Below are 17,491 nucleotides of genomic sequence, written 5' to 3'. Positions count from 1 at the left end.
AGTGACATCGGGAGCCCTTTCGATGGTGACGACCGATCCCCCCGGGCAAGGTGCCTGATGCTTTCTGAAGGGCCTTTACCCGTCGGCTCGACCGTTACGCCAGAGCCTGGACACGGAGCCGGACGGGCGTCCTGGGCGGGGTCAGAATTCCGGCACGAACGGCCGGTAGTCCGTGTGCGGACCCGAGGGGATGACGGCGTAACTGGCCTCGGGCAGCTCGTTCCACACGCCGGGCAGGTCTCCCAGCGGCTCGGAGACCACCATGCGGGTCTCGTCGGACACCTCTCTCAGGTAGTCCAGCTCCGGGTAGAGGTGCCGGACGGTCTCGGCCCGGCTGCTGTAGAACAGCGACCGCGACTTTCCATGGCTGGAATAGCGGAAGGCCCACACCCGCTCGCCGTCGCTCACCGCCACCGTCATCTGGAGCGGCTCCGCCACGCCGTGTTCCTTGCCGAGCCGCTCCACGAGTCCCGCCATCCGGGCCACCGCCCCCGGGACGTCCTGGTCGAGGCCGAACGTGACCGCCAGGTAGAACATCACCTCGGAGTCCGTGGATCCCTCGATGGACGGGAAGAGCGCCGGGTCGACGGCCATGCACAGGTCGCGTTGCAGCCGCTGGAAGTCCCCGATGGCCCCGTTGTGCATCCACAGCCAGCGGCCGTGCCGGAAGGGATGGCAGTTGGTCTGCTGGATCGCCGAGCCCGTCGAGGCGCGGACGTGTGCGAAGAACAGGCGCGAGCTGACGTGAGCGGCCAGCTCGCGCAGATTGCGGTTGTTCCAGGCAGGCCCGATGTCCCGGAAGACCGCCGGCGTGCCGTCGCCGTTCCCGCTGTACCAGCCGATGCCGAAACCGTCGCCGTTCGTCGACTCGACGCCCAGCCGGGACCGCAGACTCTGGTTGATCAGCGAGTGCTCCGGGCGGTAGAGCACAGTGTCGAGCAGCACGGGTGAACCCGAGTAGGCGAGCCACCGACACATGCACACCATCCCCTTCGTGGCTTGCTCCGAGCCTAACTCCCCTGACGTCGTGGTTCCCGCGGACAGGCCGCCGGTGGACGGAGGAGGCGCCTGAGCGCGCACGGTCGGGCGGGCGTGCCATGCTCAAGGGGTGAAGGCCGACGCCCCGCCTCCCGACGAGGGCGCCTCACCCGAGGTGCTCGCGCTGGCCAGGGTTGTGGCCAGGCTGCGATCGGAGATCGCGGACCTGGAGGGCACCGCCGCGACCGCGGCCGTCGTGGAGCGGGCCAAGGGCGTCCTGATGGCCGAGGCGGGACTCTCCGCCGACGCCGCCTACGAGAAGCTGTCGGACCGTGCCGCCCGACGGGGCAGGACCCTCATGGAGGAGTGCTGGGTCACGCTCGGCCACGTCCGTTCCCGCCCGGCGCCCCGGATCGTCCGGTCCGCCACGCCCTCGCCCGCCGCGGTCGGGGCGCACCACGACCCGGCCGTGTCGGCGTCCGGCACCGCCGCCCCTGACGCCGGCCCCCCTGACGGCGGACGGCAGCGCCCCCTGCTGCCCCGGCTGGCCGACGGTCTGGCCGGTGCCCACGGTGAGGGGGACGTCGCGGAATTGCTCCGGGCCGTGCTGGGCGAGGCCGCAGGCGTGGACGGTGTGATGATCTACGCCGTGATGCCCGCGGGCAGCCTGGAGCTGGTCGGCCACGCCGGCATCGACGACGCGCTGGCCGACCAGTGGCGTCACGTCCCGCCGCTCAGCGGTGTGGCCGCCCTCGAGGCCACCGCCGAAGGACACGCCGTATGGCTTGAGGATCCGGTGGCGGACGCCCGCCGCTATCTGCTGATCGGCGATCCGCCCGAGCGTTGGCCCTCGCGCGCCTGGATCCCCGTACCGTGTGACGGAAACGCCAAGGTCGCCATAGGTTTTCTGCGGACCCGGCCCGGCCCCTTCGACCCCGACACCCGGGCGCTGCTGCGACGGGCCGTCCGGCTGTGCGGCGCACCGCTGAGCACCTGGCGGCGGCCCGGCGGTGGCGCCGCCCACACCGCGGCCGCTGCCGGCGAAGTGGAATCCGTCCAGCGGATCCTGGGCGCGCTGTCCGAAGCCGTCGTCCTGCTCACCCCCTTGCGTTCGGAGGCGGGTGAGGTCGAGGACTACCGGATCGACGCCGCCGCGCCGGAGTCGGTCGACGTGGCAGGGCGCCGAGGCAAGGAGCTCGTCGGGAGGCGGGTGCTGGAGACGTACCCCACCGTCGCCGGCACCGCGCTGTGGGAGGGGTACCTGGACACCCTGACCACCGGGACGGTGTACGAGGGAGAGCCCTTCACCTACGAGGAGGTGGGCGCCGGATACCCCCAGCAGTCCGTGTACTCGGTCAGGGCCACCCGCCTCGGGGAACGCCTGATCGTGTCCTGGATCCGCCACGACGCCGGCGACCGTGAGGTCCGCAGGCTGGCCGACATGCAGCGCCTGGGCAATCTCGGCTGGGCGGGCTGGAACCTGACGACGAACACCTTCGTCTGGTCCGACCAGGTCTACGCCATCTTCGACCGTGACCCCTCCCTGGGACCGATCGCGTTCGAGGAACTGCCCCGGCACGCGCTGCCGGAGGACCTGGCGAGGCTGGGTGCGGCCGTCCAGCGCCTGCTGGGAGCAGGGCAGGCCGTGGACCAGCCGTTCCGGATCATGACCGCCGACGGCGTGCGGCACCTGCGCCTCGTCGCGGAGGCCCAGACGGACGCCGACGGCGCCCCGGTGGAACTGCACGGGTTCTTCCAGGACCTCACGGCGCAGCGCGACGCCGAACTGGCCCTGCACGAGAGCGAGCGCTCCGTCCTCGTCCAGCGCGGCATGCTGAAGGCCGAACGTGCACTCGCCGCCCGGCTCCAGGACACCCTGCTGCCGATCCCGGAACAGTCCCTCGAACTCGCCGGCCTGCGCATCGACGTGGCCTACGTGCCCGCCGACAGCGGAGTGAACGTCGGAGGCGACTGGTACAGCGCCATAGAACTCCCCGACAAGAGCGCCCTCTTCGTCGTCGGGGACGTGGCGGGCCACGGCCTGGCAGCCGTCGGCACCATGGCGCAGCTGCGGTTCACCGCCAAGGGCATGACCGTCACCGGCTCGGCCCTGCCGGACGTGCTGCGCCGGCTGAACAACCTGCTGCTCCACACCGCTTCGGACCCGTCCGCCACAGCTACGGCCACCATGGTCATGGCCCGCTACCAGCCCTGGGACCGCCGTCTCACCTGGGTGCGGGCCGGGCACCTTCCCCCCTTGCTGATCCGCGGCGACCGGGCCGGCTTCCTCCCGCAGCCCGAGGGCAGCCTCCTGGGCGCCACGTACGACTCCGGCTACGGGCAAGCCGTCATCGACCTCTTGCCCGGCGATCGCCTGCTGTTCTACACCGACGGGCTCGTCGAAGAGCCGGGTGAGGACATCGACCTGGGACTCGCCCGGCTCGCCGACGCCACCCTGCGGATCCTGCAGGACGGCATGGGCGAAACGCTCGCCCGCACGCTGGCCGCGAGGCGCGCGGGGGCCCGGGACGACATCTGCGTCCTGGACATCCACGTGCCGGCCGACGCCGGGCCTGCGAGCGACGTCTGACCTGCGGGTGACGTCTGACCTGCGGCCCACGCCGGGCCGGCGGGCGACGCCGGGTCTGTGGCCGACCGATGGCCTCCACCCCGGCGTCCGCCTCGTCCGGAGGCCTGGGGCCGACCGATGGCCTCCACCCCGGCGTCCGCCTCGTCCGGGCCGACCGGTCAGGTGTTGAGCAGGCGGTTGAAGAACGACCGGTAGTGCTGGAGTGCAACGCGGAGATCCTCGGTCGCCACCTGCTCACCGCGGCCCCACTGGCCCTCCAGGCCCTGCTTGCGCTCCGAGAAGGTGCCGGCCAGGGCCTGCATGACCTCGGCCACCAGTGTGTCCGCCGACCTGACCGCGTCCTGCGGGTCGTCGACGAAACGGCCCTGGATCTCGCTCCACGCCTTGCGGTACTCCTCGGTCTCCGTCGTGCCGAGGAGCGGCTCGTCGTCGCCCGCGGGCGACTCCGCTGTGACCGACTCGGCCGCGGCCGACTCGTCAGCCTCTTCCGCCGAAGTGTCGCCCACCCCGGAGGTGGCCTCCCCCGGGTACACCGGCGCTTCCTGATCGCCTTCCGTACCCGAGTGCATGATGTCTTCCGTGGTCAGACCGGGCTCTTCGGTGGCCCGGGGCTCCCTGTCTCCATAAGTCTCCATCTCACCTGCTCCTCTGATCCGTCAGCAGTTCCTCGAAGAGGGCGCGGTAGTGCACCATCGCCCCGCGAAGCTCCTCCGTCGTCGCCTGTCCTCCGCCGCTGCGCACCTTGACGTCGTGTGCGGCGCGGTAGTGGTCCAGCGTGCGTCCGTGCTCGACCGACAGGTCCCGGAGCTGGCCCTCGTACCCCTCGGTCGGGTAGCCGCGCTCGCTCATCAGCCGCGCGACCAGCTCGTCGGCCTCGGCCACGGAGCCTTCCGGGCGGTCCACGAAGTGTTCCTGGACGTTGCTCCAGGCATCGGCGTACTCGCGTCGCCGCTCGGCGGGCAGCTCCTTGATCTCGAGCTCGTCGTGCCGCTGTTCGCGGGCGCGCAGGTCGCGCTCGGCGGCCCGTGTGCCGCCCTCCTCCTGGACCGTGCGCTCGTACTCGGGTCCGAAGCGCTCGCGCAGGTGCCGTCGTCGCGTCATCTGCCACAGCATCGCGACGAGCGCGATCACCACGACCGCCGCGACGGCGATCACCACTATGAGCGTGCTTGTTGACATGTCCGGCCTCCCATTCCGGGGCCCACTCGTTGTGCACACGCGGCTGCCCGCCTTGCCGGGGGCCAAACCCGTCGGCGAAGGGACCCGCACGGGTCCGGCGATGCGGATTGGTCCGCGCGCGTACGGGTAGGCGCCGTGCAGAGTCAGTCAGGCAGTCGTGCGCGAACCGTCACGTACGAGAAGGGGTGGTCCACGATGGCCTCACCGGCGGACGGTCGCCGATTCACCGTCGACGTGCGGCCCATGGGCGACGTGGTCGTCCTCGTGCTGACGGGAGAACTGGACCACGACACGGTGGAGCCGCTGAGCGCGGCGCTCGGCGCGGCGCTCACGGACGGTACGCCCCGACTGGTGGTGGACTTCGCGGAGCTGCAATTCTGCGATTCCACGGGGCTGAACGTGCTTCTGCACAGCCGGCTCGCGGTCCAGGAGGCGGGTGGCAGCCTCGAGCTGGCCGGCCTGCGGCGGCCCGTCGCCCGCATGTTCCACATCACGGGTGCGGACGAGATCTTCCGTGTGTACCCCGACGTGGCACACGCGCTGGCCGAGCAGCGGCACGCGTGACGGAGGAGCACCCATGGAGGAGCGACGGTCACCCCATCAGATCCGGCGCCTCGTGCTGCACGACATCCCTGACGCCGTCACCCGGTGCCGCGATTTCACCCGTGAGGCGCTGACCGCGTGGCACTGGACGGCAACCGCCCGTGACGAGTCGGAGGACGTTCTGCTGCTGGTGTCCGAGGTGGTGGCCAACGCCTGCCTGCATGCGGGCGGCCCGCGTGCGCTGCTGCTGGACTGCACGGACGAGCGGCTGCGGGTCGAGGTGACCGACGGCAATCCGGTCGCCCCGGCGCCACGGCCCCGGACCGACCCCGGCCTGCCCGGCGGCCATGGGCTGCTCATCGTGGAGCGGCTCGCCCGCAGCTGGGGCTCGGTCCCCACCGCGGACGGCAAATACGTCTGGCTGGAGGTGGACTCGCCGCTGCGGTCCCCGGCGTGCCGGGGACCGCAGTCTGTGCCTGGGCTCTGAAGGAAGGAAAACCCTGAATACCCTGAAGGCGAGGGAAGGAACCCCTGCAGCCCCTGCAGGGACTCGTCTAAGGGGACTCGTCCTCCAGGTCGGGGTCCTCCAGCATCCCGGCGCGCAGCCTGCTCACGATCCGGCTGAGCAGCCGTGAGACGTGCATCTGCGAGATGCCGAGGCGCTCGCCGATCTCCGACTGAGTGAGCTCCTCGCGGAAGCGCAGCGACAGGATCAGCCGGTCGCGCTCGTCGAGGGCGGAGATCAGGGGCTTCAGCGCTTCCAGGTCTTCGATGCGCTCGTAGCCCTGCTCCTCCGCGCCCAGCGAGCGCGTCTGCGCGCTGCTCTCCTCCTCCGGGCCGACGCTGGTGCTGAGGGATCCGGCGACGTAGCCGTTGGCGGCCTGCAGGCCCTCTGCCAGCGTGGCGTCGGAGACGCCGAGGCGTTCCGCGAGCTCGTGGTCGGTGGGCCGGCGGCCCAGCTGCTGCTCCAGCCCGTCGCAGGATTTCGCGATGTCCAGCCGGAGCTCCTGGAGGCGCCGCGGGACCTTCACGGACCAGCTCGTGTCCCTGAAGAACCGCTTCATCTCACCGGTGATGGTCGGCACGGCGAAGGTCGCGAACTCGACCCCGCGCTCGACGTCGTACCGGTTGATGGCCTTGATCAGGCCTATGGTGCCGACCTGGACGATGTCCTCGAGGGGTTCGCTGCGGTTGCGGAACCTGCGGGCCGCGTACTTCACCAGGCTGAGGTTCAGCTCCACGAGCGTGTTGCGCACGTACGAGTACTCGGGCGTGCCCTCGGTCAGCGCGTTCAGGCGCCTGAAGAGGGCGACGGACAGGGTCCGGGCGTCTGAGGTGCTGACCCCGAGCGGATCCTCGGGAATCTCGAGCGCGGCCAGTGGGGGCTCGATATGGACGGGGTCTGCCGTGTCGCGGGCCGTCGTGCGTGTCATCGGTGTCCTCCGACGGATAGGGGACCGTGCGCGGGCGCGCAGCGGGGCCGTCGTGGTTTCCCGTCGGGTTATATACCCGGCGATGCGGACCCTGACCCTTCTCGCAGCGGATGTGGACCGCAGCACTCCTCATCCGACGGTGGTCGGGCAGGCCGGCCATGGCGTCACCCGTGTTCTTCGTCCGGCGCGGTGCCTGGCCCGGATCCGGCCGGGCCGCCCCCGTTCGGCGAGAGGTGGTACACGGCGAAGGCGCGGTCGATGACCGGCATGGCGACGTTGCGCACCCGTACCCCGCCGACCGTCATCCCGTGTTCCGTGCCGAGGTGGGCGTGCCCGTGGACGGCGAGGTCCGCTCCGGCCTCGTCCACGGCCTCCGCGAGGAGATAGCTGCCGAGGAAGGGGTAGATCTCCAGGGGTTCACCGGCGAGCGTGTCCGGCACGGGCGAGAAGTGCATGAGCGCGATCCGCAGCGCGGTGTCCTCGGCGTGCAGTTCGCGCAGCGTCCGGCTCAGCCGGTCCGCGCACCTCCGGGTGTACTGGATGAACGCCTTCATCTCCGGCTCGCCGAACTCCGCGCCGCTGCGTCCGGCGAAGCCCCCGCAGAACCCCTTGGTCCCCGCCACGCCCACCTTGATTCCGCGGACGGTGAGCACCACGCCGTCACCCTCCAGCACGTGCACCTCCGCCTCGGCCAGCTCGCGGGCGACGACGTCCTGCTGATCGCTTTGGTAGTCGTGGTTGCCGAGGACGGCGACCACCGGAACGGGGAGCCCCCTGACCTCCTCCGCCACCACCCGGGCCTCCTCCCGGGTCCCGTGGCGGGTGAGGTCACCGGCCAGCAGCAGCAGGTCCGCACACTCACCGAGGGTGTCGAAGGCCGGCCGCAGTGTGCCTGCGCTGTCTGGGCCGAGGTGGATGTCCCCGACGGCCGCGACGCGGATCACGACAGCACCTCCGCGTGATCGGGAGGGCCGACGCGGTTCACGGTCAGGTCCTCGTGCCAGGGCACGCCCTCCAGCTCCTCCGCGGCGATCCGCAGGACGGCCGCCCGGGAGTCCGGGTCGGTGACGCTTCCCCAGACCATCGCCCACGCGCCGCGCGCCTCGACCCGTACCCCGAGCTCCGCGATGTCCTCGCGCGCCAGACGGTCGCGCAGGTGCGCGATGCGGTACTCGATGTTCTCGACGCCGGTCATGACGCCACCTCCCTGCGGTCGATGACGCGAAGCCGTTCGAGGAGGTAGAGGAAGGCGTCGGGCAGCGGAGCGTCCCGATGGGCCCGGTCCAGCCGCTTCCAGTCGATCTGCTCCCGCAGCATCCGGGCCATCGGCAGCAGGTCCCCGAAGTCGCAGTAGTGCTCTCCCAGCGCGGCGAGGCGGCTGTCCATGAGATCGGTGGGGGAGAGGACCGGCATCCAGACCGAGTCCACCGACTTCACGTCGGCCCGCTCCAGCAGCTCCATGCTGACCGGCCGCCGGGCGAGCTCGAAGATCAGGTCGATCTCCTCCCCACCGGAACGGCCCTTGACCAGCCAGTCCTCCGCCGCCCTGCGCATGGCGATGCCACCCTCCTCCAAGGCCTTGATCGCCGCATCGGCGTCCTCGCGGCGCAGGCAGAAGTCCGTGTCGTGCTGGAAGTGGGCGGGCACGCCGTGCGCGAACGCGGCCACGCTGCCGGCGAGGGCGAACGGCTGCCCGGACTGTTTGAGCAGCGCCGCGACCCGCTTGGTGACGTCCAGGATCGCCTGGGTGTGGTCCTTCGGGAGCTGGCCGTCGGGCACCGTCGGCGGGCTCAGGGTCTCCGGGGGAGCGAGTCCGCCCGCGATGTCGGCAGGTTGATCGTTCACGCAGGACCTCACTGATGCTCTCCGGATGGAATCCGGCTGCGCTTGGACGTCAGGGACGAACACGTGACCGGGACGCGCGAGGCGCCCGGTCGGCATTCGTCCGCCGGGGGGCTCCCCGCCGTCTCGGTGGGCGCTTAACCCGTCCGACGCCGGTCGAAACCCCTCGTACACGCGTGCGGGGCGGTGCGGCGCGCGCTGAGGGGGCCACGGCCGCCGGGGTGCCCGCCCGGCGCGCGCGGGGCACCCTGGAGGCATGGGCCGAGCCAACGACCAGGTCGAGGCGCTGCTCCAGGAGTACGCGGACCTCATCGCGATCCGGGGTGGGGAGGCCTTCAAGGCGCGCGCCTACGAAAAGGCCGCCCGCGCCGTCGGCGGCCACCCGGAGGACGTCTCGACCCTCGACCTCAAGGGCCTGTGCGAGATCCCCCACGTCGGCAAGTCGGTCGCCGAGAAGATCCTCGAATACGTGCGGACCGGGCGCATGACCGTGATCGACGAGGCCAGGGCGTCGGTACCGGCGGGGGTGCGCGAGCTGATCGCGATCCCGGGGCTCGGACCCCGCAAGGCCATGGTCCTGTACGAGGTGCTGGGCGTCGCCTCCGTCGACCAGCTGCTCGACGCCATCCACCAGGAACGGCTGCGCGACCTGAAGGGTTTCGGCGAGCGGACCGAGGACAACATCCTGCACGGCATCGCGCTGCTGCAGAAGGCCGGCGAGGGCCGGATCCTGGTCAGCGCGGCCATGGACGTCGCCGAGCAGCTCGTCGCCGAACTGTCGCAAGTCCGCGGCTGCGTCCGGTGCACCTACGCGGGATCCCTGCGCCGCATGAAGGAGACCATCGGCGACGTCGACATCCTGGTGGCCGCGCGCCGGTCGGCCCCCTTCATGGACGCCCTGACCGCCCTCCCCTCTACGGCCGAGGTCATCGCGCACGGCGAGAAGAAGACCTCCGTACGGACCGTCACCGGCCTCCAGGTGGACCTGCGCGTCCTTCCCCCCTCCTCCTGGGGCGCGGGGCTGCAGTACTTCACCGGCTCCAAGGCCCACAACATCCGCACCCGGGCCCTCGCGGTGCGCCAGGGCCTCAAGCTCTCCGAGTACGGGCTCTTCGACGCCGAGAGCGGCGAGAGCGTCACCTCCGAGTCCGAGGAGGCCGTCTACGCCAGGCTCGGACTGCCATGGATCCCCCCGACGCTGCGCGAGGACCGCGGCGAGATCGCGGCCGGGCTGCGCGGCGAACTCCCGGAGCTCGTGACGGAGAAGGACATCCGCGGCGACCTGCACACGCATACCGACCTCACCGACGGGCTCGCCCCGCTGGATGACATGATCGCCGCAGCCGCCGCCCGCGGCTATGCGTACTACGCGGTGACCGACCACGCCCCCAACCTGTACATGCAGCGCATGACCAGCGAGAAGATCCTCGCCCAGCGCGAGCGCGTACGCGAACTGGACGGCACGCACCACAGAATGCGGCTGCTGCACGGCACGGAACTCAACATCGGCCCGGACGGAGCCCTGGACTGGCCCGACGAGTTCCTCTCCGGCTTCGACCTCTGCGTGGCCTCGGTGCACTCCCACTTCCACCAGAGCAGGCAGGAACTCACCCGCCGCCTCATCCGGGCCTGCGAGAACCCGAACGTCGCCGTCATCGGCCATCCCACGACCCGCCGGATCGGCAAACGCCCGGGCATCGACGCCGACTTCGACGCCGTATTCCAGGCTTGTGCACGGACGGGCACCGCGCTGGAGATCAATGCGCATCCCGAGCGTCTCGACCTGTGCGACGAGGACGTCCTGCGCGCGAAACGGTACGGCGTGAAGTTCGCCGTGAACTCCGACGCACACGCCACCACGCATCTGCCCTACATGCGCTACGGGGTGGGCACGGCGCAGCGCGGCTGGCTGACCAAGGACGACGTCATCAACACGTGGCCGCTGACGAGGCTGCGTCGGTTCCTCAGGAAGGGGGGCGGCTGACGGAGCGGGGGCGGGAGCGAAAACGAGATGCGTGCCCTGGCCGTGCAGCCCACATCTGTCCGACAGCGCGCAGGTGCTCGAGACGTCGACGACCCGCCGCGCCGAATGGCTGCGCGTCTACAGGGACATGTGGGGCTTCGTCACCCTGGTGTCGCGTCCGACCTCCGACTGAACAGCCGCCGGTTGCGGCAGGTCGGCGCCGGTAAAATGGGAGTCGGTCGCGAACGCACGACCCGGCCCTACGAACGAAGCGGCGACTCTCCCGTGAACGACAGAGACCGAGCAACCATCCAGGACACGCGCTTCGGGGACGTCACCGTCCGGCAGGACGGTCAGGTCCGTCTCGAGGTCGAAGGCGAATCGATCCCCCACGTGGTCCTGGAGCGCGACCCGGAGGCGGAAGCGGACCCGCACATAGCCATCGGCACGCGCGACCCGGCCCGGCTGACCCTGCGGATCGACGGCACGGAAGCCGAACTGAAACCGGCGAAGGGCGGGCTGAGCAGGCGTTCGTACCGGGTGGACGTGGAGTACGGCGGCTCCGGCTACCGTCTGGTCCCGGACACGGTCTCCAGCAGCAGGCTGGCCCGCGACGGCGTGCACCTGGGCGACTTCTCCTCCGACGGTGACGAGACGGTCATCGTCGAATGGAAGGAAGGGCGCGAGATCCGGCCCGCGGACGCCGCGATCGGCTACGCCCTGGCCTCGGCGTTCGGCACCGGCGGCCAGCCCATGTGGATGATGATCGTCGACGGCGTGACCAGCGCGCTTCCCTGACCGGTGCCGTGTCGCCCGGCGGGTGGCGAACCTCGATGTCCGCCACCCGCCGGGTGGCCTCCCGCGGGTGGCCTCCCGCCGAAGGAACACCCGCCGAAGGAACACCCGCCGAAGGAACGCCCGCCGAAGGAACGCCCGCCGGGGCGCGCGCGCCTGCCGGCAGCCGGCGGCCCCGTTCAGTCCACCAGTACGCCCGGGTTGAGGATGCCCCGCGGATCGAGCGCCCCCTTCGCGGCCCGCAGGGCCAGGGCGAAGGGCTCGGGGCGCTGGCGGTCGTAGCCCGGACGGTGGTCCCGGCCGACGGCGTGGTGGTGGGTGATGGTGGCCCGGTGGCGGTGCAGGACCTCGCTCGCGACGGCCTTGAGGTCGTCCCACAGGGCGACTTCGTCACCGGCGCGGCCGGCGGCCAGGACGGTGAAGTAGGGTGCGGCGCCGTCCGGATAGACGTGCGTCAGACGACAGTTGACGGTCGCCGGGTGTCCGGTGGCCTTCAGCGCCGCCTCGCCGACCTCGGTGCGCACCGCGTCGATCAGGCCGGGGATCCGGTCCCAGGTGGCGGCCGTCTCGAAGGTCTCGGCGACGGCGCCCATCCTGGCCAGACCGTCGCGGAGGTAGGGCATCCGCAGGAAGGCCGAGCGCCAGGCGCCCACGGCCGCGTCACCGCCGGGGGCCGAGTCGGCGGTCCCGCCCGGACCGGCGGTCCCGGCGTGTCGGCCGCCGTGCGAGCGGGCCAGGCCGACGGCCCGTTCGAGCCGGGCGGTCACCGGTTCGTCCGCCGACTCGAACCCGAGGACCAGTACGGCGCTCCCGTCCCGGGCCGCACCCGACAGCGCAGCCTCACCGGCGTCCAGCAGACGGCAGTTGGCGGGGGAGAGGTCGGACTGTGCGAGGGCGCGCACCGCCCGGAGCGCGTCGTGGAAGCCCGTGAAGAAGACGGCCGCCGAGGCCTTGTGGCGGGGGCGTTCCTGCAGACGGACCCATGCCTCGGTGATGACGCCGAGGGCCCCTTCGGAGCCCAGGAACAGGCGGTCGGGGGAGGGGCCCGCCCCTGAGGCCGGCAGCCGCCAGGAATCGCTCGTGCCGGCCGGGGTGACGACGCGCATCGCCTGCACGAAGTCGTCGATGTGGGTGCGGCCGGTGGCGTAGTGGCCGCCGGCACGGGTGGCGAGCCAGCCTCCCAGGGTCGAGAACTCGAAGCTCTGCGGGAAGTGCCGCAGGGTGAGGCCGTGGGGCCGCAGCTGGTCCTCCAGACTCGGGCCGAGGGTGCCGGCCTGGATGCGTGCGGCCCGCCCCTCGGCGTCGACCTCCAGGACGCGGCCCATGGCGGTCAGATCCAGGGACAGCACCGCCCGGTGGGCGTCGCCGCGGTACTCCACGCCCCCGCTGACCGAGGAGCCCCCGCCGTACGGGACGACGGCGACCTGCCGGTCGCCGGCCCAGTCCAGGAGGTCGGCCACGCCCCGGTCGTCCGCCGGGCGGGCCACGAGATCGGGGACGCGGCCGGGTCGCCCCTGCAGGGCGCGCATGACGTCGCGGTACGCCTTGCCCATGGCATGGGCGGCACGGTCCCCGGGGTCGGCGGTGACCAGGTGGGCGAGGCTCCGCGGAGGTTCGACCGCAGGACTCCCGACGCCCAGGTCGCGGACGCGCGGGACGGGGAGCGGGCGGCTGAGGGTGCCGGGGATCAGGGCGCCCATGGCGGTGCATTCCGCGTCGTCCGGATGCGCGTCCGTCCAGCCCCAGCCCCACCAGGAGCGGGTGCGGGACGTCGGCTGCGGGGTGGTGCCGGCCATGGATGCGCTCCTGGGGTCGAGGTAATTTACCTACTGGTAAATTACCTACTGATAATATCGGCCCATGGCAACCCCCTCAGCCCCACCTTCGAAGGCCGGCACCAAGGGAGTCCCGCGGGAGCACCGCCGGCGGCAGATGCTGGAGGCCGCCACGGAGGAGTTCGGCACCCGCGGCTATGCGGCCGCGTCGCTCCCCGCGATCGCCGCGCGCGTGGGGGTCACCAAGACGCTGCTGCACCAGTACTTCGGCACCAAGGAGGACCTGTACGTCGCCTGCCTGGTGCCCGTCGGGGACCGGCTCCTGGAGGCCATCCGTACGGCGATGGGCCCGGAGGGGGCTGCGCCGCACACGGCCCTGCGCGTGCTCGACGGCATCTTCACCGCCCTGGAGGGGCGGCGAGAGGCGTGGTTCGTGCTCTACGACACCACCCTGCCGCCCGGTGGTGAGGCCGCACGGCGGGCCTCGGAGTACTGGTCGGCCATCGACCGGCTCGCGGCAGGCGGCACCGCCGAACTGCTGCACGCGGCCGGATCCACCGACCCGCTGGACGCCGACGCGCTCAAGTACGTGTGGCGGGACCTGGTCGCCACCCTCGTCCGCTGGTGGGTCAAGCACCCGGAACAGGCCCCGGCGGCCATGACACGGCGTTGCGCCCGCCTCTTCGCGGCCGCCGCCACCCTCGCCCCCGACGACGCTCACGCTGCCCACACCGGCTGAAGCCGGCGCGCCGCGGGCTCGGCCCCCGGTGTCCCTTAATGCGGAGCGGAGCGACCTCGGGGCGCGGGCGACACCGGCTGCGAAGGGATTGCACCGTGCGCCCGGGGTTGAACCGTGCCCCCGGCGTTGAACCGTGCGCCCGGGGTTACGCCGTGCGTCGGAGGGTCACGCCACGCGCCGGGTGATCAGGCCGTACGCCCCTTCTCGGCGTGCCCGCCCTTCTCGCTCTTGAGCTTGCGCCACACCCTGCCCAGCGCCTCCAGGTCCTCCTGGTCGAGGAGCTCGGTGAAGACCGGCGCCAGGGCCTCGCGCCGGGTGGCGTCGGCCTCGGCGAAGACCGCACGTCCCGCTTCCGTGAGGGAGACCTCCACCGACCGGGCGTCGCGTGCCGAGGGCGTGCGGGTCACCAGGCCCCGCGTCTGCAGGGCGTCCACGACCCGGGAGACCTGGCTGCGGCTGAGCAGCGTGCTGTTGCCGAGGACCGAGGCGGGTACGGGCTCGGGGCTGGAGGCCAGCCACAACATGACCTCGAACCAGGACACGGGGAGGTCGTGCGCCTTCACGAGGGCCCGGTCGACACGGTCGGTCAGTACGGTGCCCGCCCAGACCAGCCCGTAGAACGCGTGGTCGGCAACCGGCATGTCGGCTTCGGTGAGCTTCTTCGGCATGGCGGCAGTCTAGAGGTTGCGTGTACGCACACATAATTTTATAGTGTGTGTGCACGCACATAAATTCGTTCCGATGAAAGGCGTCCGCCATGTCGACCCCCGCCGCACCTTCCTCCACCCCCGCCGCCGCTCGCACCGTCCTGATCACCGGCACCTCCTCCGGCATAGGCCTGGCGGCCGCGATCGCCGCCGCCCGTGCCGGATGGCGTACGGTCGCCACCCTGCGCGACACCGGCCGTGCGGACGCCCTGCGCAAGGCCGCCGCCGAGGCGGGCGTCGAACTCGACATCCGGCAGCTCGACGTCGTCGACGAGGAGTCCGTGGCCGCCGCCGTGAAGGGCGTGATCGCCGACTACGGCCGGCTGGACGCCGTCGTGAACAACGCCGGCGCCGGGCACGTCGGCACCCTCGAACTCGAATCCGTCGCCGATGTCCGCGACGTCATGGAGGTCAACTTCTTCGGCGTGCTGAACGTCTCCAAGGCCGCACTGCCCCACCTGCGGGCCACCGGAGGCCGCCTGGTCACGGTCACCAGCGTCGGCGGCGTCATCGGGCAGCCCTTCAATGAGGCGTACTGCGCCGCGAAGTTCGCCGTCGAGGGGTACATGGAGAGCCTGGCCCCCGTCGCGGGCGCCGTCGGCGTCGGCGTGTCCGTCGTCGAACCGGGCGCCGTGGCCACGGAGTTCGTCAACAACATCGGGCTCGACATCGACGCCCGGATCGCTGCGGCCGGACCGTACGCCGATGCGCTGCGCCACTACGTCGACCGTACGGTGGGCCAGTTCCTGGACGGCGCGCAGACCCCGGCCGGCGCCGCCGAGGCCGTCATGGAGGCGCTGACCACCGACCGTCCGGCCTTCCGCATCCAGACCTCGCAGTGGGCGCGCGAGTTCACCGGGACCAAGCTGGCCGACCAGGACGGCTCGGCGGTCGTCGGCATGACCGGAACCTGGGTCGCCTGACCGCCCGAACCGGCACCTGCACCCCCGCACCCGCCACCGACGGCGCAACGGACCGTTCCTTTCCTGATCGGCCGGGGCCGCGGCTGGGGGAGAGGCGGGGTCCGCGGGCCGGCGCCGCCCCCCGGGTGGGGCGGCTGCGGGCTGCGGCGGCCGAACTGTGCTCCGGGTGAAACCGGGTCATGATGGCTGGAGGTCGGCGCGGCCTCGGGCCACCGACCTGCTGGGCGGCACGCCTGTCGGGAGGTGACTCGTACGCATGGACGAATCGCGCAGGGCCTGGGTCATGATCGGCGGCGCCCTCGCCGTCATCTTCCTGAACCTCCTCGCCATCATCCTGATGAACACCGTCGGGCGATGACCGTGTGACGGTCACACCCGAGATCACCGTGCCGGCGGCCAGAGGGGCGTAGGCCGAGGGGCGTAGCCGCTCAGGCCGCAGCCGTGCAGAACACGCACCCCTCCCAGGCCGGCAGCGCGTCCAGCACCCGGTGGCGTACGCACGAGGCCGTCGCGGCCTAGTCGGGCCCGGGCAGGACGCCCGCTTCGACCCTCGCGGTCGCCGGGTCGAACACCTCCACCATCGCCCGGTACACGCGCAGGTACCCCTCGGCCCGGGGCGGCTCGTAGGTCAGCTCCTCCCACCGGTGGCGGGACAGCGCCAGGTCGAGGGCGCGCAGCAGAAAATCCTTGGCCGCGGCCCGCTCCTGCGGCGTCCCCCCCAGTCGAGCTCCGTCAAGCCGAAGCCGACCACCCCACGCCCCATCACGTTCTGGTCTTGGAGCGTCAGCAGGGCGGCGAAGCGGAAGTCCCACGGATCGTGCGCCAGCGCGGACACGGCGAGCATCAGTACGTCCACGAACACCGCCGTGCCGTCGTTGGTCATCTCCAGGTACCGGCCGTCACCGCCGTCGAACACGTTCATGCCGCCAGAGTGGGGAGAGGGGGGCTCTCCTACTCGTGGCGCCCGGCACCGCGCCTCGTTCCCCCATGCCTCCGGGGACGCGGCCTGTTCTGGTTCCGGCCGCCTTGTGAGCCGCATCTCTGATGCTCCATCAATTCTGTTTGCCACAGGGCTTGTTCAGGCCACACGAACACAAGAAGAGAGTCTGCTCGGACCCTTGCCGTGCCGCTCCCGTTCGCGAATGATGCTCCGGGCGCGTCGGCCGACGGTGGTCGCGCTCCGCCCGCCATCCTCGAACCCGAGCAGGTCAGGAGCCCGTTTTGCGGACGAACCGGCACATCCGGAGATCATTCGTAGTCGTCGCCGCCGCCCTCGCCGTCGTCGTCGGCGTTCCCCAAGTGGCCTTCGCAGCGCCGCCCCCGGCCCTGCCCAGCCAGGCCGAATCGATCGAGCTCACCTTCCAGCCGGCCTACGACTACGACACCGACGGCTGCTACCCGACACCTGCCATAGGTCCGACCGGAGTTCTGAACAGCGGGCTCAAACCCACCGGCGCCCTCGACGGCAACTGCCGGGACGCCTCGGACCTCGGCAACACCAACGGCTACTCCCGCTATAAGTGCAACAACGGCTGGTGCGCCGTGGTCTACGCGCTGTACTTCGAGAAGGACCAGGCCATCCCCGGTATCAGTCTCGGCGGCCACCGCCACGACTGGGAACACGTGGTGGTGTGGATACAAAACAACGAGGCCAAATACGTCGCGACCTCCGCCCACGGCGACTTCAACATCCACGCGCGCGACCAGATCCGCTGGGACGGCACCCACCCCAAGATCGTCTATCACAAGGACGGCGTGGGCACGCACTGCTTCCGTGCGGCCAACTCCAACGACGAACCGCCCGAGAACCACCGCGGCAGCTGGCAGTTCCCCGCGCTCGTCGGGTGGTCGGGCTACCCCGCGACCCTGCGGGACAAGCTCACCCAGGCCGACTTCGGCAGCGCGCACTTCGGCCTGAAGGACGGCTCGTTCGCCTCCCATCTGGCGGAGGCCAAGCCGGCGGGCATCCCCTTCGACCCGTACCTGTAGGCGGACGGCCGCCGGCCACCCGCCCCCGGGCCCGT

18 protein-coding genes are annotated in these 17,491 nt (G+C 71.4%); 8 read left to right on the top strand and 10 right to left on the bottom strand.

Features of this window, described 5'->3' with window-relative positions:
• Positions 1 to 141: 141 nt before the first annotated feature.
• The gene (locus ACWGIF_RS13755; protein ID WP_453495813.1) at positions 142 to 978 is read right to left on the bottom strand and encodes a class II glutamine amidotransferase; all 837 of its coding nucleotides are present in this window, start codon (positions 976 to 978) and stop codon (positions 142 to 144) included.
• A 130-nt stretch (positions 979 to 1,108) separates the two neighbouring features.
• On the opposite strand from ACWGIF_RS13755, the gene ACWGIF_RS13750 reads away from it, so the two are divergent.
• Positions 1,109 to 3,568: a SpoIIE family protein phosphatase gene (locus ACWGIF_RS13750; protein ID WP_453495810.1), complete on the top strand. Its 2,460-nt coding sequence runs from the start codon at positions 1,109 to 1,111 to the stop codon at positions 3,566 to 3,568.
• Positions 3,569 to 3,726: 158 nt separating this feature from the next.
• On the opposite strand, the gene ACWGIF_RS13745 is transcribed toward ACWGIF_RS13750, so the two are convergent.
• Together ACWGIF_RS13745 and ACWGIF_RS13740 are read right to left on the bottom strand one after the other, a co-directional pair.
• A complete protein-coding gene (locus ACWGIF_RS13745) occupies positions 3,727 to 4,203 on the bottom strand; it encodes a hypothetical protein (RefSeq protein WP_453495807.1) in 477 nt (158 codons plus the stop codon).
• Position 4,204: 1 nt separating this feature from the next.
• Positions 4,205 to 4,747, bottom strand: a complete 543-nt coding sequence (locus ACWGIF_RS13740) for a hypothetical protein (protein WP_453495804.1) — start codon at positions 4,745 to 4,747, stop codon at positions 4,205 to 4,207.
• A gap of 195 nt (positions 4,748 to 4,942) precedes the next feature.
• Here ACWGIF_RS13740 and ACWGIF_RS13735 point away from each other — a divergent pair, with 195 nt between their 5' ends.
• Both ACWGIF_RS13735 and ACWGIF_RS13730 read left to right on the top strand, forming a co-directional pair.
• Entirely contained in the window at positions 4,943 to 5,311 is a 369-nt protein-coding gene (locus tag ACWGIF_RS13735; RefSeq protein ID WP_453495801.1) for an STAS domain-containing protein, read from the top strand.
• A gap of 13 nt (positions 5,312 to 5,324) precedes the next feature.
• Positions 5,325 to 5,777 (top strand): ATP-binding protein, encoded by a 453-nt coding sequence (locus ACWGIF_RS13730; RefSeq protein WP_453495798.1) that lies wholly within the window; start codon positions 5,325 to 5,327, stop codon positions 5,775 to 5,777.
• 67 nt (positions 5,778 to 5,844) lie between these two features.
• Here the strand turns inward: ACWGIF_RS13730 and ACWGIF_RS13725 are convergent, their stop codons facing one another.
• From ACWGIF_RS13725 to ACWGIF_RS13710, 4 genes are all read right to left on the bottom strand, one after another.
• Entirely contained in the window at positions 5,845 to 6,723 is an 879-nt protein-coding gene (locus ACWGIF_RS13725) for a SigB/SigF/SigG family RNA polymerase sigma factor (protein ID WP_453495794.1), read from the bottom strand.
• Between the two features lie 164 nt (positions 6,724 to 6,887).
• Positions 6,888 to 7,667, bottom strand: coding sequence for a metallophosphoesterase family protein (locus ACWGIF_RS13720; RefSeq protein ID WP_453495791.1), 780 nt, complete (start codon positions 7,665 to 7,667; stop codon positions 6,888 to 6,890).
• Positions 7,664 to 7,918: a hypothetical protein gene (locus tag ACWGIF_RS13715; protein WP_453495788.1), complete on the bottom strand. Its 255-nt coding sequence runs from the start codon at positions 7,916 to 7,918 to the stop codon at positions 7,664 to 7,666. Before ACWGIF_RS13715 ends, ACWGIF_RS13720 begins: the two co-directional genes overlap by 4 nt.
• Positions 7,915 to 8,568, bottom strand: coding sequence for a hypothetical protein (locus tag ACWGIF_RS13710; RefSeq protein ID WP_453495786.1), 654 nt, complete (start codon positions 8,566 to 8,568; stop codon positions 7,915 to 7,917). Before ACWGIF_RS13710 ends, ACWGIF_RS13715 begins: the two co-directional genes overlap by 4 nt.
• Positions 8,569 to 8,821: 253 nt before the next feature.
• Here ACWGIF_RS13710 and polX point away from each other — a divergent pair, with 253 nt between their 5' ends.
• Both polX and ACWGIF_RS13700 read left to right on the top strand, forming a co-directional pair.
• On the top strand, positions 8,822 to 10,549 hold the full coding sequence (gene polX / locus ACWGIF_RS13705; protein WP_453495783.1) for a DNA polymerase/3'-5' exonuclease PolX: 1,728 nt from the start codon (positions 8,822 to 8,824) through the stop codon (positions 10,547 to 10,549).
• A 264-nt stretch (positions 10,550 to 10,813) separates the two neighbouring features.
• Positions 10,814 to 11,326, top strand: a complete 513-nt coding sequence (locus tag ACWGIF_RS13700; protein WP_453495780.1) for a hypothetical protein — start codon at positions 10,814 to 10,816, stop codon at positions 11,324 to 11,326.
• A 176-nt stretch (positions 11,327 to 11,502) separates the two neighbouring features.
• Here the strand turns inward: ACWGIF_RS13700 and ACWGIF_RS13695 are convergent, their stop codons facing one another.
• Complete coding sequence (locus tag ACWGIF_RS13695; protein ID WP_453495778.1) at positions 11,503 to 13,119, bottom strand: FAD-binding oxidoreductase; 1,617 nt, start codon at positions 13,117 to 13,119, stop codon at positions 11,503 to 11,505.
• A 64-nt stretch (positions 13,120 to 13,183) separates the two neighbouring features.
• Between ACWGIF_RS13695 and ACWGIF_RS13690 the strand changes: the two genes are divergently transcribed.
• A complete protein-coding gene (locus ACWGIF_RS13690; protein ID WP_453495776.1) occupies positions 13,184 to 13,837 on the top strand; it encodes a TetR/AcrR family transcriptional regulator in 654 nt (217 codons plus the stop codon).
• 185 nt (positions 13,838 to 14,022) lie between these two features.
• On the opposite strand, the gene ACWGIF_RS13685 is transcribed toward ACWGIF_RS13690, so the two are convergent.
• The gene (locus tag ACWGIF_RS13685; protein WP_453495774.1) at positions 14,023 to 14,505 is read right to left on the bottom strand and encodes a MarR family winged helix-turn-helix transcriptional regulator; all 483 of its coding nucleotides are present in this window, start codon (positions 14,503 to 14,505) and stop codon (positions 14,023 to 14,025) included.
• Between the two features lie 89 nt (positions 14,506 to 14,594).
• Here ACWGIF_RS13685 and ACWGIF_RS13680 point away from each other — a divergent pair, with 89 nt between their 5' ends.
• Positions 14,595 to 15,467: an SDR family NAD(P)-dependent oxidoreductase gene (locus tag ACWGIF_RS13680; RefSeq protein WP_453495772.1), complete on the top strand. Its 873-nt coding sequence runs from the start codon at positions 14,595 to 14,597 to the stop codon at positions 15,465 to 15,467.
• A 628-nt stretch (positions 15,468 to 16,095) separates the two neighbouring features.
• On the opposite strand, the gene ACWGIF_RS13675 is transcribed toward ACWGIF_RS13680, so the two are convergent.
• The gene (locus tag ACWGIF_RS13675; RefSeq protein WP_453495770.1) at positions 16,096 to 16,389 is read right to left on the bottom strand and encodes a hypothetical protein; all 294 of its coding nucleotides are present in this window, start codon (positions 16,387 to 16,389) and stop codon (positions 16,096 to 16,098) included.
• 299 nt (positions 16,390 to 16,688) lie between these two features.
• On the opposite strand from ACWGIF_RS13675, the gene ACWGIF_RS13670 reads away from it, so the two are divergent.
• The gene (locus ACWGIF_RS13670) at positions 16,689 to 17,456 is read left to right on the top strand and encodes an NPP1 family protein (RefSeq protein ID WP_453495768.1); all 768 of its coding nucleotides are present in this window, start codon (positions 16,689 to 16,691) and stop codon (positions 17,454 to 17,456) included.
• Positions 17,457 to 17,491 lie beyond the last annotated feature (35 nt).

The sequence above is a fragment of the Streptomyces sp. NPDC054849 genome (assembly GCF_053610945.1).
This window is presented reverse-complemented; position numbering and strand designations above follow the sequence as displayed.